The organism is Rhizobium sp. P1_B8 (genome assembly GCF_056406515.1).
Genome location: NZ_JBFTZZ010000004.1, coordinates 150,307 through 163,488, shown reverse-complemented (window position 1 = coordinate 163,488; position 13,182 = coordinate 150,307). Strand labels below are relative to the sequence as shown.

Below are 13,182 nucleotides of genomic sequence, written 5' to 3'. Positions count from 1 at the left end.
AAACGCCGCCATGACCCTTGTTCAACTGGACGCAACGCCGGCGAAATTTTCAAATTCGCCAAGGACGGGTCGGCGGCTGGCCAAGCAACAGACGGCCTATTTGCCGGTGATCGAGGCGAAACAACGCGGACCCGCGCCCTCCTCGCCCATGCCGGGGCTCAGAGGCGTTGTCTGGACGGGCAACCTGTTGATCCTGGTCTTCATCGTCGGATTGGGGATCTGGTCGGTTCTGGCGCCGCTGAAAAGCGCTGCGGTCGCATCGGGCGTCATCGAACCGGAATCCAGCCGCAAGACCATTCAGCATCTGGAAGGCGGGATCGTGCGACGGATCCTCGTCAAAAACGGCGATGCTGTCATGGCCGGGCAAATCGTAATCGAGATCGACGATACGAAGTCTCGCTCGGAGCGCGACAGCATTCAAGGGCAACTTTGGGAGGCCGAAGGAAGCCGCGCTCGCCTGCTTGCGGAGCAGACGGGCGGCGACCATGTCGCCTATCCTGGGAATCTCAGGGCAGCAATGGCCAAATATCCCTTGGTCGGCGCGATTCTGATTGGGCAACAGAAAATTTTCGAAGCCCGTCGCCGGGTCATGCAGGCGGAAATTCAGATCGCCAATGAAAAAATCGCGCAGGTGCGGCAGGAAATTGTCGGACTTGGCGCGCAGAAGGCGGCGCTGGCCGACAGAGCCGCGATCTCTCGGCAGGAACTGGATCAGGTTACGACCCTTAACGCCAAAGGACTGGAAACAAAAAACAGGCTTCTCAACCTCCAGCGGGAAAGGGCAGACCTTGATGGCCAGCAGGGTGAAGTGGAGGCGCAGATCTCCCGCGCCTACCAGGTGATCAGCGGGTCACAGGCCGATCTCGCAAAGCTTGAGAGCGACCGGTTGAGCGAAGTCGCACAAGGCATGCGCGAGACGGAAAGCCGGATCATGCAACTGCGCGAGCGCTTGCGGGCGATCGACGACCAGCTTTCAAGGACCTATATCCGCGCTCCCGAAGATGGAACGATCATGAACCTGCGCGTCCACACCGCTGGTGGGGTGATCGGCGCGGGTGAACCGCTGGTCGATCTTCTGCCAGGCGCCGATCGCCTTGTCGTGTCTGCCCATGTCAGGCCGGAAGACATCAATCTCGTCCATGCGGGGCTCGAGGCACAGGTTCACCTCCTTCCATACAATCAGCGGCGCGTTCCACTCCTGAAAGGCCGGGTCGAGTATGTTTCAGCGGACCGTCTCATCGATACGCAGAACGGCCAGCCCTACTTTGCCGCGACGATCCGTGTAACGGACGAGCGGCTGGCGAAAATGAGAGATGTCGAACTGGTCGCGGGCATGCCCGCACAGACACTAATCGAAACGGGCGAAAGCAGCGTGGCGCTCTATGCCATCAGACCACTCCTCGACAGTTTCAACAGAGCATTTCGCGAGGACTGAGGCGGTGATGGGCAAGAGAAAATTCGACGACAACCAGATTACCGGTATTCTGAAGGAGCACCAAGCCGGGGTGACGGTGGCAGATGTTTGCCACAGGTACGGCATCAGCGAGCCGACCTTTTATCGGTGGCAATCCTTGCAGTCCGGAAATGTCGGTCTCCATGCCAAAAGATTGAGAGCACTGGAGGAAGAGAACCAGAAGCTCAAGAAGCTTTTGGCCGAATCCATGCTCTCGGCGGCAACACTGAGCGAGATGCTGGCGAAGACATCGAAAGGGCGACACTAACCTCTAAACAGAGGGGTTTGTGTTGGCCGCCTTCAGGCCCTATATCAACGCGACTGGGGTCTACCTCTTGCCGTCGTCTACGGTCAGGTGATGCTAGAAGTTTGCATCGACAGCATAAATCGTCGGCGCACCGAAGCAAACCTACCGGCTTGGACTGCGCATAGCGGACGAGAATGGAATCGATGGAACGCAAAAACTGACTGGAACGACATCGCCATCCCGCCGCGCTCAGTTAGCCGGAGCGCTCGTCAACCCAGTGATGCGTGCCACGTAGGCCGTCGTTTAATACCAGCGTCCTCGGCCGTACCAGCCGCCGCCGCCTAGCAAAAGAAGTATCACAACGATTATGAGAAGGGTTGTGAGATCCATGTGCGTTCTCCTCGGGGACCACCACCATCTCGTTCGCGCCTGACGGGCGTTGCTCATGGTGGGACTCCCTAGCTTATAACGGCAATGACCGGGGTTGGTTCCATTCGATGACCCTACCCGGCCGGCGCCGACCTGGGCGGAGTTTAAAAGAAGGATGCAACATTGGGCCGGGAGGGCACACTCAATCTCCACAGCCCTCCGCCAGCGTACCGGCCGCCGCAAGGACGGAAAGTTGCGAGGGGAGCGCGTGGTATCAACGGCTATCTATCGCTTCGTGGCATCCGGCCACGGCTTGGCGATGACGAGGGCGCACCGTCAACCTGGTTCTGGCTGAGGCCTCAGACACACCCGTCGCAACCATTCTGCGCGAGATGGGCAAGGACTACGCAACGATCGCTGAGATGCTCGGGCAGAAGACCGAGGCCATGGCCAAGCACTATTCGCGTCTGGCTGACACATCCAAGAAGATGGCGAGACGGTCAGCGATCTCGATGCCGAGGTGAACAGACGAAAACGAAAAGCGTCTAGAAGACAAAAAATAGTGTCTAGACGCGGCCGGACCGCATTAACATAAGGAACTAAAACATGCGCAAAAGCAGTGATTTATGAGTGGTGCCCAGGACCGGAATCGAACCAGTGACACGCGGATTTTCAATCCGCTGCTCTACCAACTGAGCTACCTGGGCTAACCTGCTTCCGATGGTTCTTTTCAAGAAAAGAACCGCGGGGCCTTGGTTCACCCCGGAAGCGAGCGGGGTTATAGCATCTTGTTCGCCCATGGCAAGCGTCAAATGACTCTTTTTTGACAGTCTTGCCGGCTTTGCCGATTCATGAGGAAAAATAAGAGCTTCGCGGGCGGAATTCTCTGAAGAGCGTCGCGTCAAAGCGGACTCATATGACCCGCTTTAGATCTTTGATCGATGCATGTCTTTATCCCAAATCGCCGCGCACCGTTGGTGCGCCATGACCTAGCTTTCCTCATCGGGATAATCGGCCTTGGTCTCGTCGTCGGCAACCGGAATGGCGTAGGCGCCGGTCAGCCAGCGGGAGAGATCGGCCTCGCGGCAGCGGTTGCAGCAGAAGGGGTAATGTTCGCGGTGGGAAGGTTTGCCGCATTCGGGGCAAGGGCGCGTCTTGCGCAGCGGTTCGACCTTGGCGGCCGCTTTCTTCTCTTCAGGCATATCTGTCCGTCCTAAAGCATGTCGCGTAAAAGTGTGCAGCGGTTTTGCGATAACGACATGCGTAAAAACAAAGCCTTAAAGCGCGAGGGATCTGAAGGATCGTGACGCGCTTTAAGCATCGGCCGTCGGGCTCAGCCCTCGGGCCACCGGCTATGCACATCGAAGCCTTCGCCGGTCAAAAGCAGAATGGTTTCATAAAGCGGTAGGCCGACGACATTGGTGTAGGAGCCCACCATCTTCTGCACGAAGGTGCCGGCGAGGCCCTGGATGCCGTAGGCGCCTGCCTTGCCGCGCCACTGGCCGGAGGCCAGGTAGTTCTCGATCTCGAAGCCGGAGAGACGCTTGAAGCGTACCTTGGTCTCGACGATCTTCTGACGGATCTTGCGATCCGGCGTCACCAGGCAAACGCCGGTGTAGACCATATGGTTGCGTCCCGAGAGGAGATGCAGCGAACTCAACGCCTCGTCGGCGAACTCAGCCTTGCCGAGAATGCGCCGGCCAACGGCGACCACCGTATCGGCAGACAGGATATAGCTGCCCTTCCAGGTGATATCGCCCTTGATGGCGGCAAGGGCAGCTTCCGCCTTCTCAGCCGAAAGCCTGCGGGCGAGCGAACGCGGATGCTCCGACTTCTTCGGCGCCTCGTCGATATCCATCGGCATCAGGCGCGAGGGCTCGATACCGGCCTGGTTGAGCAGGTCGACGCGCCGGGGCGAGCCTGAGGCCAGAATGAGCTTGTATTTCAGCGCCATGGAACCTCGACCATCGGCAGACGGGAGCAAAAACCCTTGCAGGACCTTCGGGCAAGCTTACTTGAAACGGTAGGTAATCCGGCCCTTGGTCAGATCGTAGGGCGTCATTTCCACAAGCACCTTGTCGCCGGCGAGAACGCGGATGCGGTTCTTGCGCATGCGGCCTGCGGTGTGGGCGATGATCTCGTGTTCGTTTTCGAGCTTCACGCGGAACGTCGCATTCGGCAGAAGTTCGGTGACGATTCCCGGGAATTCGAGGACTTCTTCTTTAGGCATATAAGTGTTTTCTTCCTGTGGGTTGAATAGGCAGCGCAGCGCGCGCCTTTAAAATTTGGGCGGAAACTACACAATCAACGCAGGTTTGTGAACCTTGTTGAACGGCCTTTCCTTTATTTGTTTTCATGCCGATTGCGCAGCAATGCCATTTCGTTTGAGTAGCCGGCTTTCGATGAGGCCGGCCAGATGATCGCGGACCTCGCGGTAGCTCTCCAGAATCTGCTCGCGCGTTCCGATTGCAACCGTCGGATCCATCGTCGGCCAGTAGACGACATCGACCGCATTCGACCGGGTCAGCTCAAGTGCCGCATGATGGGCCTGCGGCGACAGCGTGATGATCAGATCGAAGTAATCATCCTCGAGCTCTTCCAGCGTCTGCGGCTGGCGGCGCCCGAGGGAAAGACCGATCTCGTCGAGCACGACATCCACGAAGGGATCGCGCTCGCCGGCGCGAACGCCGGCGGACCTGATATAGGTATTGGCCGGCAGAATGCTACGGGCGATCGCTTCGGCTATCGGCGAGCGGATGGCATTCATCCCGCACATGAAGAGGATGGCGCCCGGCCTCTTTCCCTCCTCGACGTCGACGGGCCGCTCCATTGCCGTCATCCGCGCCAGTAGAGCACGCAGACCAGCGTGAAGAGGCGCCGGGCGGTGTCGAAATCGACCTCTATCTTGCCGGCCAGCCTATCCTTCAGCGTCTGCGAGCCTTCATTGTGGATGCCGCGCCGGCCCATGTCGATCGCCTCGATGCGGCTTGGCGTCGACGAACGGATCGCTTCGTAATAGCTCTCGCAGATCATGAAGTAATCCTTGACGATCCGCCGGAAGGGCGTGAGCGACAGGATATGGGTGGCGACACCGCCACCCTCGTCGGTGGTGATGGCAAAAACCAGCTTCGAATCGACCAGCGAGATGTTCAGCCGGTAAGGTCCGCCGACATGGCCGAGAGGCTCGAAACTATTCTCCTCGATCAGATCGAAGATGGCGACGGCGCGTTCATGCTCGACATCGGGCGTCGAACGGCCGATCGTATCGTCAAGGACGACGTCGCAAAGCCGGAATTCGCCCTTCGCCATGCCCTCACCTTTCGAGGTTGAGGCGGATCGCGACCGATCGCGCATGGGCATCGAGGCCTTCGGAAACGGCAAGGGCGATCGCCGCCGGGCCGAGGGTGCGCAGCTGCTGCGGGCCGAGGCGCAGGATCGAGGTGCGCTTGACGAAATCAAGCACCGAAAGACCAGACGAGAAACGCGCCGAACGCGCCGTCGGCAGCACATGGTTCGAACCGCCAACATAATCGCCGATGACTTCAGGCGTATGGGCGCCGATGAAGATCGCGCCGGCATTGCGGATGCCGTCGAGCAGCCGGTCCGGATCGCCGACGGCGAGCTCCAGATGCTCGGCAGCGATGCGGTTTGCCAAGGGTATGGCCTGTTTCAGATCGGCAACCAGGATGATCGCGCCGAAATCGCGCCAGCTTGCTGCCGCCGTCTCAGCCCGGTTCAACGTCTTCAGCTGGCGTTCGACCGCCTGCTCCACCGCCTTGCCGAATGCGGCATCGTCGGTGATCAGGATCGCCTGGGAACTGACGTCGTGCTCGGCCTGCGCCAGGAGGTCGGCGGCGATCCAATCCGGATTGTTGTCCTTGTCTGCAATGACAAGCACTTCGGAGGGGCCAGCGATCATATCGATGCCGACGGTGCCGAAGACATGGCGCTTGGCAGCAGCGACATAGGCATTGCCGGGGCCGGTGATCTTGGCGACCGGGGCGATCGTCTCGGTGCCATAGGCAAGAGCCGCGATCGCCTGGGCGCCGCCGACACGGTAAATCTCCGTGACACCGACAAGCTTGGCCGCCGCAAGCACCGCCGGATTGACGGCGCCGCCAGTGGCAGGCACGGCGATGACGATGCGATCGACACCGGCGACCTTGGCCGGCACGGCGTTCATCAGCACCGAGCTCGGATAGCTCGCGGTGCCGCCTGGAACATAGAGCCCGACCGCTTCGATCGCCGTCCAGCGCGAGCCGAGACCGACGCCGAGGTCATCCTCGTAGATATCGTCCTTCGGCAGCTGCCGGCGATGGTGGGATTCGATGCGCAGTGCGGCGAGTTTCAACGCGCCCAGCACTTCCGAGGGCACCGCCTCGACTGCAGCGTCGATTTCCTCTGATGTGACGCGCATCGGGACGGTGGCGAAATCGATGCCGTCGAATTTCAGCGAATATTCGGCAAGCGCGACATCGCCACGGGCGCGCACGTCATCAATGATGGCGCGAACAACGATGTTCACATCCTCGGAGACTTCACGCTTCGTCGTCAGAAAGGCGGCAAAATGCTGCTCGAAACCTTTCGATGCCTGATCCAGCCAGATTGCCAAGGCCGATATTCCTTCTCAACTCGAAACTGCGATGTTCAAACTCAAGGCGTCAGGCCCTAGAGGTGGCGAGGCTTGGAAGACGCCTCCCAGGCGCCGCCGATATCGGCCAGCTGGACCTCGATGCATTCGACATCGAGCGCAATCGAGGCCGTGCCCGACAGCGACAGCTCGATCGTGCCCTCCGGCCCCTCGCCCTTCTTCTCGAAGCGCAACGCCAGCAGCGACAGCACCTCGTCCCGCTTCTGACGGTCGATGCCGAGCGAGCGGACGGCAAGCGCGCGCTTGAAGACCAGGGCAGCACGGCGGCGCTCGAAACCCCTGCGCTTGCGCTCGGCACCTTCCCAGACGAAACGATTGACGGCAAGCGCGAACTGCGCGTCGCGCGGCGACCAGTCGATGTCGCCGACCTTGAAGACGCTGTCCTGCATATGCGCGGAAATGATCGCAAGATCCTCGTCATCGAGCGCAACAAGCTTCAGGTCGGTCATTCAGTCTCAATCCCATTGCCGGCCGAAGCCGGGCACCGCCGGAATGGCGATGCGTCAGACAAGGGAAATAAGGCGCTGCGGCCAATTACGCAACCGAGATAAGGATCGCCTTAGATCCGGATGCCGATTTAAGGAGTTATGCTCCAGCGCCCGTTCCTCACTCGCTGATGCGCTCGACGATGGCGCCGCAGCGGGTCAGCTTCTCCTCGAGCCGCTCGAAACCGCGGTCGAGGTGATAGACGCGGGACACCGTGGTTTCGCCCTCGGCGGCAAGGCCGGCGATGACCAGCGAGACGGAAGCGCGCAGATCGGTCGCCATAACAGGCGCGCCGCGCAGGCGCTCGACACCCTCGATCTTCGCCGTCTGGCCGGACAGTGAGATCCTGGCGCCGAGGCGGGCAAGCTCCTGCACATGCATGAAACGGTTTTCGAAGATGGTCTCGGTGACATGCGAGACGCCGGAAGAGCGGGTCATCAGCGCCATGAACTGCGCCTGCAGATCGGTCGGGAAGCCCGGGAAAGGATCGGTGACGATATCGACCGGCTTGATGCCGGCGCCATTGCGCTTGATGCGCATGCCATTGTTGGTCGACGAGATTTCCGCACCGGCGCGGCGCAGCGTTTCCACCGCGGTTTCGAGCAGCGCCACGTCGGTATTCTCAAGCACGACGTCACCGCCGGCCATGGCGACGGCCATGGCATAGGTGCCGGTCTCGATGCGATCCGGCAGGACGCGGTGGCGGGCGCCGGAGAGCGAGGTGACGCCTTCAATGGTGATCGTCGCCGTGCCGGCGCCTGTGATCTTGGCACCCATAGCGTTCAGGCAGTTGGCGAGATCGACGACCTCAGGCTCGCGGGCGGCATTGCCAATCACCGTCGTGCCGCGGGCAAGCGTCGCCGCCATCATCATCACATGGGTGGCGCCGACGGAGACCTTCGGGAAGGTGTAGCGCGCGCCGATCAGGCCGCCAGCCGGGGCCTTGGCGTTGATATAACCGGCATCGATCTCCATGCTCGCGCCGAGCGCCGTCAGGCCCTCGATGAAGAGATCAACGGGGCGCGTGCCGATGGCACAGCCGCCCGGCAGCGACACGCGGCAATGGCCTTCGCGCGCCAGCAGCGGGCCGATGACCCAGAAGGAGGCGCGCATCTTCGAGACCAGTTCGTAAGATGCTGTGGTATCGACGATGGTGCGGCAGGTGAAATGGATCGTGCGCGAATAGGAATCTTCCTGGCGCTCGCGACGGCCGTTGACGGCGACATCAACGCCGTGATTGCCGAGAATGCGCATCAGCAATTCGACATCGGCCAGATGCGGCACGTTTTCGAGCGTCAGCGTATCGCTGGTCAGAAGCGAGGCGATCATCAGCGGCAGTGCGGCATTCTTGGCGCCGGAAATCGGAATGATGCCATTCAGCTCATTACCGCCGACGATTCTGATACGATCCATGTGCGCTTACGGGCAGCGCCCGCCTTTCCTGAAAGTTCTGCCTTGGAATAAGGAGTGAGGTGTTTAGGGGATTTCTCGAGACGCTTCAATTCGCGACGGACGGAACATTACGATTCGTCCATTTTTGCGGCGGGCAGCCCATTTGTTTCGTCGGCCTGGCCCGAACGGCGGGCGCGGACCTGCTGTTTGCGTCGCCCCAGATTTTCCCTGAGCTTTTCGGCGGCGCGCTCGCGGCGCAGTTTCGCCTGTGCCTCGATCGCCTCTTTGCGGCTCTGCTGGCCGGTTTCGGTCTTTTCGTTCATGGGAACAGGATTAGCTGAATTCGCGCCGATCCAAAAGGCCCTTCGCCGCAATCGACGCGAAGTTGGAATTTGCAGCTTGCGCTGGCAGCCAAGCTGTGGCAATAGCCCCCCGTTCTCGCGATTGAGCCACCCGGCTCGCGCGGGCTGGTCCTGCTGCCGTAGCTCAGTGGTAGAGCACACCCTTGGTAAGGGTGAGGTCGGTGGTTCAATCCCACTCGGCAGCACCAGTTTTCTTGAAAAGACAGTCAATCTCGACTCCACCCTTCCCGGCGAAAACACCTTATAAGTTGGCGTTTCTCATCAGTTGGCGTCCATAGGCTTTCCTGTCATGGGTCGAGGCGAAACCATTCGTGGCGGCATCAGTGACGATCCGCCCATTTGCCGACGGTGAAAATCGCGCTAGAGTATTAGCTATCGCAGAGTCTCCCCGGAGGAACTGGGAGATGTTGCGCTCATTTCTGTCGAAAATCGTGGAGGAGCGTCGATGGCAACTGAAAGATGGAACAGCCCGGTCAAGGTTGGTTTCGAAAATGCCGATGCGCGAACGGTCAATGGTCCGTTCGATGCGCTAAAGTGCCTGGCGGATCTCTGGCCGATTGTGCGCGGGCTTCGTTATATCAAGGCCCGCAGCACCTGCCGGGCAGCGCTCGACGGGCGCAAGAGCGTGGAAGAGGCGAGAGCCGAGTTTCTGGCGGCAGCCGAAGAGGCGAAGCTGAAGCTTCATTGAACTGGCGCATAATCCTTTCCGAAAATCGATTCCGATTTTCGGGGTTATGCGCTGCACTTCGGTCAGGATTTCCAGGCCGCTTCAGGTCGTTCGTAAACGGAACGTGCCGGAACGGGACAATGATTTAATTTTACTTAACCCTGCATCGAACTCGCGCCGGGTTTTGGTGCAACAGGCGTTGCGCCTGGTACAGGGGTCTACATAGAAGATGGCCAGCCATCATGATGATGGTTAGAGGCTCGTCACCTCTGCGGAAACGCAGGCGAGCCTCGTCCGAGCAAAGCTGATGTTTCAGCAGTCCGCGCCGCCCTCATTCTCCACTTCGACATAACCGACACCAATGATCGTGCCATCCGCCGCGCGGATGAAGGACGGCAAATACTGAGGATCTGCCGGCGTGCAGGCGACGGTCCCGGTATATTCGTTGAGGGCGATCTGGTCCTTCGGCAAAGCGGAATAATTCGTGCCGGTTTCCAGCGAGGCATGGGCGGAGCCGGCAAAGACACCGCCTGTTATCAAAGTCATTGCAGAGATGCGAAGAAGCGACTGCATGGGGGTCTCCAGCGTTTAGGTCCGGCCTTTCAACACGTGGGAGGGTGTTTTGGTTCCCTTCATGCATCGCAAAGACATGAGCGCGCAAACCGGCGCGGCAAGACTTCAGCGTCGCAGCAGGCGACCACGCACATAGCCTCGCCCGACGACGCCCTCGGCGATCTCGATCGCCCGCTCGACATCGCCCCGCCGGCGCACGAAACCCTCCAGGATGAGATAGGAGCCCGATATGCTGACGGTGATTTCGCCGGCTTCGAAATCGGCGGCCGCATGAAGGGCGCTTTCCACCGAGGCGCGCGTCGCGGCATCGCTGTGGCCCTGCCGGCCGGGCTCGTCATGCCCCGTGAATGCTGGAAAGCCGAGCACCGTGAACGTTTCCTGATGTTGGTTGATGTGTGTTAACGCCGCAGGTACGCATTTCGTTGCGTTCCCCGGAAAAGAAGAGCCTGCTCGACAGCGATACCTGCGCGGTGGCATGGGCTACCCTTGGCGAAAGGTGCGGCGGCTTCCATATCTGGCTGCAGTCGAAAGAGGGATGATGACGATGAAAGCGCTTCTGTCTGCCTTGTTTGCCGGGGCATTGCTTGCCGGCTGCTCCTCGGCCGATACGCCGGCGCTGGACCCCATTCCCGGCAGCATTACCTATGGCGGCCAGCCGCGAACGAAGCTCACCAAGTCGCCGGTCGGCAGCGCCGTCTACAACCAGTTCTACAACGGGACGGGACAGCGCGTGGAGGAAACCTATATCCTTCAGCCCGACCGCAGCCTGAAGCTGGTGCGACGCGTAGTCGGTCCGGATTTCCCCGATTGAGATGTTGCTCGCGCGCCAGATCGCTTGACAGGGACGGCAATCGCGAACATTCAAGGAACATCTAATCTTTCCCCAGTGATTCTGCGGGAGCCCGACCGGACGGCTGGATGTATCTCGAAAAGCTCAATCCGCAGCAGCGCATGGCCGTCGAGCACGGCACGCTCATCGACGGCAGCCATATTGCCGGGCCGCTGCTGGTCATTGCCGGCGCCGGCTCGGGCAAGACGAATACCTTGGCGCATCGGGTCGCCCATCTGATCGTCAAGGGCGCCGATCCCCGCCGCATCCTGCTGATGACCTTTTCGCGCCGGGCAGCCGCCGAAATGGCGCGGCGCGTCGAGCGCATCTGCCGCGATGTGCTTGGTGCGAATGCCGGCGTCATGGCGGATGCGCTTTCCTGGTCCGGCACCTTCCATGGCATCGGCGCGCGGCTATTGCGCGATTATGCCCAGCAGATCGGCCTCGACCCGGATTTCACCATCCACGACCGCGAAGACAGCGCCGATCTGATGAACCTGATCCGGCACGACCTCGGTTTCTCAAAGACGGAAAGCCGCTTTCCGACAAAGGGCACCTGTCTTGCCATCTATTCCAGGGCGGTGAATTCGGAAACCGCGCTCGACCTCGTGCTGCGCGACGTCTTTCCCTGGTGCGCGGCGTGGGAAAAACAGCTCCGCGAACTATTCGCCAGCTATGTCGAGGCCAAGCAGAGCCAGAACGTGCTCGACTACGACGATCTGCTGCTCTACTGGGCACAGATGGTGGGCGAGGCTGTCATTGCCGAGGATATCGGCAGCCGCTTCGACCATGTGCTCGTTGACGAATATCAGGACACCAACCGGCTGCAGGCCTCGATCCTGCTGGCGCTGAAGCCCGGCGGCCAAGGACTGACCGTCGTCGGTGACGATGCGCAGTCGATCTATTCCTTCCGCGCCGCGACGGTGCGCAATATCCTCGATTTTCCCGCCGCCTTCAGCCCGGCCGCCAATATCGTCACCCTCGACCGCAACTACCGCTCGACGCAGCCGATCCTCGCCGCCGCCAACGCCGTCATCGATCTCGCCTCGGAGCGCTTCACCAAGAATCTCTGGACCGAGCGGCAATCATCGGAGAGGCCGCGCCTCGTCACGGTGCGCGACGAGGCCGAGCAGGCGCGCTACGTCGCCGACATGGTGCTCGACAACCGCGAGGAAGGCCTCACGCTCAAGCAGCAGGCCGTGCTCTTCCGCGCCTCGCACCACAGCGGACCGCTGGAGGTCGAGTTGACCCGGCGCAACATTCCCTTCGTCAAATTCGGCGGGCTGAAGTTTCTCGACAGCGCGCATGTGAAGGACATGCTGGCCGCCCTTCGCTTCGCGCAGAACCCGCGCGACCGGGTGGCGGGCTTCCGGCTGATGCAGATCCTGCCGGGCGTCGGGCCGTCGACGGCGCAGAAGACGCTCGACCTGATGGCCGAGGATGCCAGCCCGATTTCTGCTCTCGCAGCCATGCCGGCGCCGCCGCGCTCCGGCGAGGACTGGACAATGTTCGTCTCGATGCTGCAGGAGCTGAAGGCCGGCAAGGCCGGCTGGCCGGCGGAAATCGGCCTGGCGCGGCAATGGTACGCGCCGCATCTGGAACGGCTGCACGAGGAAGCAGCGACGCGGCAGGCCGACCTGCTGCAGCTCGAGCAGATCGCCGGCGGTTATGCCTCGCGCGAGCGTTTCCTCACCGAGCTCACCCTCGACCCACCGGATGCGACCAGCGACCAGGCGGGCGTGCCGCTTCTCGACGAAGACTATCTCATCCTGTCGACCATCCATTCCGCCAAGGGCCAGGAATGGACGAAGGTCTTCATGCTGAACGTCGTCGACGGATGCATACCGAGCGATCTCGCCGTCGGCACCACCGCCGAAATCGAAGAGGAACGCCGCCTGCTCTATGTCGCCATGACGCGCGCCAGGGATGGTCTCGACCTTGTCGTGCCGCAACGCTTCTTCACCTATGGGCAGAACTCGCAGGGCGACCGGCACGTCTATGCCTCACGCAGCCGCTTCATTCCTGCGACCCTGCTGCAGTTCTTCGAGGCCTGCAGTTGGCCGCAGGTGAAATCGCAGACCGTCGCCCAGCAGCAGGCGCGGCAGGTGCGCATCGATGTCGGCGCCCGCATGCGCGGCATGTGGCGATAACTG

16 protein-coding genes and 2 tRNA genes are annotated in these 13,182 nt (G+C 61.0%); 6 read left to right on the top strand and 12 right to left on the bottom strand.

The window, feature by feature from the left end:
• Positions 1 to 10 precede the first annotated feature (10 nt).
• Positions 11 to 1,435, top strand: a complete 1,425-nt coding sequence (locus AC1D2N_RS07670; protein ID WP_130651701.1) for an HlyD family type I secretion periplasmic adaptor subunit — start codon at positions 11 to 13, stop codon at positions 1,433 to 1,435.
• Between the two features lie 7 nt (positions 1,436 to 1,442).
• On the top strand, positions 1,443 to 1,721 hold the full coding sequence (locus AC1D2N_RS07665) for an IS3 family transposase (RefSeq protein ID WP_018244711.1): 279 nt from the start codon (positions 1,443 to 1,445) through the stop codon (positions 1,719 to 1,721).
• 979 nt (positions 1,722 to 2,700) lie between these two features.
• Here the strand turns inward: AC1D2N_RS07665 and AC1D2N_RS07660 are convergent.
• The 10 genes from AC1D2N_RS07660 to AC1D2N_RS07615 all read right to left on the bottom strand — a co-directional run bounded on the left by AC1D2N_RS07660 (position 2,701) and on the right by AC1D2N_RS07615 (position 8,921).
• Positions 2,701 to 2,776, bottom strand: a tRNA-Phe gene (locus AC1D2N_RS07660).
• 282 nt (positions 2,777 to 3,058) lie between these two features.
• Entirely contained in the window at positions 3,059 to 3,271 is a 213-nt protein-coding gene (yacG, locus tag AC1D2N_RS07655; protein ID WP_018244709.1) for a DNA gyrase inhibitor YacG, read from the bottom strand.
• Between the two features lie 131 nt (positions 3,272 to 3,402).
• Positions 3,403 to 4,023 carry a Maf-like protein gene (locus AC1D2N_RS07650; protein WP_012755992.1) on the bottom strand — a complete coding sequence of 207 codons (621 nt, stop codon included), beginning with the start codon at positions 4,021 to 4,023 and terminating at the stop codon, positions 3,403 to 3,405.
• A 57-nt stretch (positions 4,024 to 4,080) separates the two neighbouring features.
• Positions 4,081 to 4,299, bottom strand: coding sequence for a translation initiation factor IF-1 (gene infA / locus AC1D2N_RS07645; RefSeq protein ID WP_003545338.1), 219 nt, complete (start codon positions 4,297 to 4,299; stop codon positions 4,081 to 4,083).
• A gap of 123 nt (positions 4,300 to 4,422) precedes the next feature.
• Positions 4,423 to 4,908 (bottom strand): arsenate-mycothiol transferase ArsC, encoded by a 486-nt coding sequence (locus AC1D2N_RS07640; protein ID WP_018244708.1) that lies wholly within the window; start codon positions 4,906 to 4,908, stop codon positions 4,423 to 4,425.
• Positions 4,905 to 5,378 carry a UPF0262 family protein gene (locus AC1D2N_RS07635; protein ID WP_018244707.1) on the bottom strand — a complete coding sequence of 158 codons (474 nt, stop codon included), beginning with the start codon at positions 5,376 to 5,378 and terminating at the stop codon, positions 4,905 to 4,907. Before AC1D2N_RS07635 ends, AC1D2N_RS07640 begins: the two co-directional genes overlap by 4 nt.
• 4 nt (positions 5,379 to 5,382) lie before the next feature.
• Complete coding sequence (hisD, locus tag AC1D2N_RS07630; protein WP_018447595.1) at positions 5,383 to 6,681, bottom strand: histidinol dehydrogenase; 1,299 nt, start codon at positions 6,679 to 6,681, stop codon at positions 5,383 to 5,385.
• 56 nt (positions 6,682 to 6,737) lie between these two features.
• Positions 6,738 to 7,169, bottom strand: a complete 432-nt coding sequence (locus AC1D2N_RS07625; RefSeq protein WP_018244705.1) for a DUF2948 family protein — start codon at positions 7,167 to 7,169, stop codon at positions 6,738 to 6,740.
• A 157-nt stretch (positions 7,170 to 7,326) separates the two neighbouring features.
• Positions 7,327 to 8,619 (bottom strand): UDP-N-acetylglucosamine 1-carboxyvinyltransferase, encoded by a 1,293-nt coding sequence (murA, locus tag AC1D2N_RS07620; RefSeq protein ID WP_018447597.1) that lies wholly within the window; start codon positions 8,617 to 8,619, stop codon positions 7,327 to 7,329.
• A gap of 107 nt (positions 8,620 to 8,726) precedes the next feature.
• Entirely contained in the window at positions 8,727 to 8,921 is a 195-nt protein-coding gene (locus tag AC1D2N_RS07615) for a hypothetical protein (RefSeq protein ID WP_017966943.1), read from the bottom strand.
• A 152-nt stretch (positions 8,922 to 9,073) separates the two neighbouring features.
• Between AC1D2N_RS07615 and AC1D2N_RS07610 the strand changes: the two genes are divergently transcribed.
• Together AC1D2N_RS07610 and AC1D2N_RS07605 are read left to right on the top strand one after the other, a co-directional pair.
• Positions 9,074 to 9,148, top strand: a tRNA-Thr gene (locus AC1D2N_RS07610).
• Positions 9,149 to 9,405: 257 nt separating this feature from the next.
• Positions 9,406 to 9,648 carry a DUF982 domain-containing protein gene (locus tag AC1D2N_RS07605; RefSeq protein WP_130651700.1) on the top strand — a complete coding sequence of 81 codons (243 nt, stop codon included), beginning with the start codon at positions 9,406 to 9,408 and terminating at the stop codon, positions 9,646 to 9,648.
• Between the two features lie 291 nt (positions 9,649 to 9,939).
• Here the strand turns inward: AC1D2N_RS07605 and AC1D2N_RS07600 are convergent, their stop codons facing one another.
• Both AC1D2N_RS07600 and AC1D2N_RS07595 read right to left on the bottom strand, forming a co-directional pair.
• Positions 9,940 to 10,200 (bottom strand): hypothetical protein, encoded by a 261-nt coding sequence (locus AC1D2N_RS07600; protein ID WP_018244701.1) that lies wholly within the window; start codon positions 10,198 to 10,200, stop codon positions 9,940 to 9,942.
• A gap of 105 nt (positions 10,201 to 10,305) precedes the next feature.
• Positions 10,306 to 10,566, bottom strand: a complete 261-nt coding sequence (locus AC1D2N_RS07595; protein ID WP_018244700.1) for a BON domain-containing protein — start codon at positions 10,564 to 10,566, stop codon at positions 10,306 to 10,308.
• A gap of 178 nt (positions 10,567 to 10,744) precedes the next feature.
• Here AC1D2N_RS07595 and AC1D2N_RS07590 point away from each other — a divergent pair, with 178 nt between their 5' ends.
• Together AC1D2N_RS07590 and AC1D2N_RS07585 are read left to right on the top strand one after the other, a co-directional pair.
• Positions 10,745 to 11,011 (top strand): hypothetical protein, encoded by a 267-nt coding sequence (locus AC1D2N_RS07590; protein ID WP_130651699.1) that lies wholly within the window; start codon positions 10,745 to 10,747, stop codon positions 11,009 to 11,011.
• A gap of 107 nt (positions 11,012 to 11,118) precedes the next feature.
• Positions 11,119 to 13,179 (top strand): ATP-dependent helicase, encoded by a 2,061-nt coding sequence (locus AC1D2N_RS07585; protein WP_130651698.1) that lies wholly within the window; start codon positions 11,119 to 11,121, stop codon positions 13,177 to 13,179.
• Positions 13,180 to 13,182 lie beyond the last annotated feature (3 nt).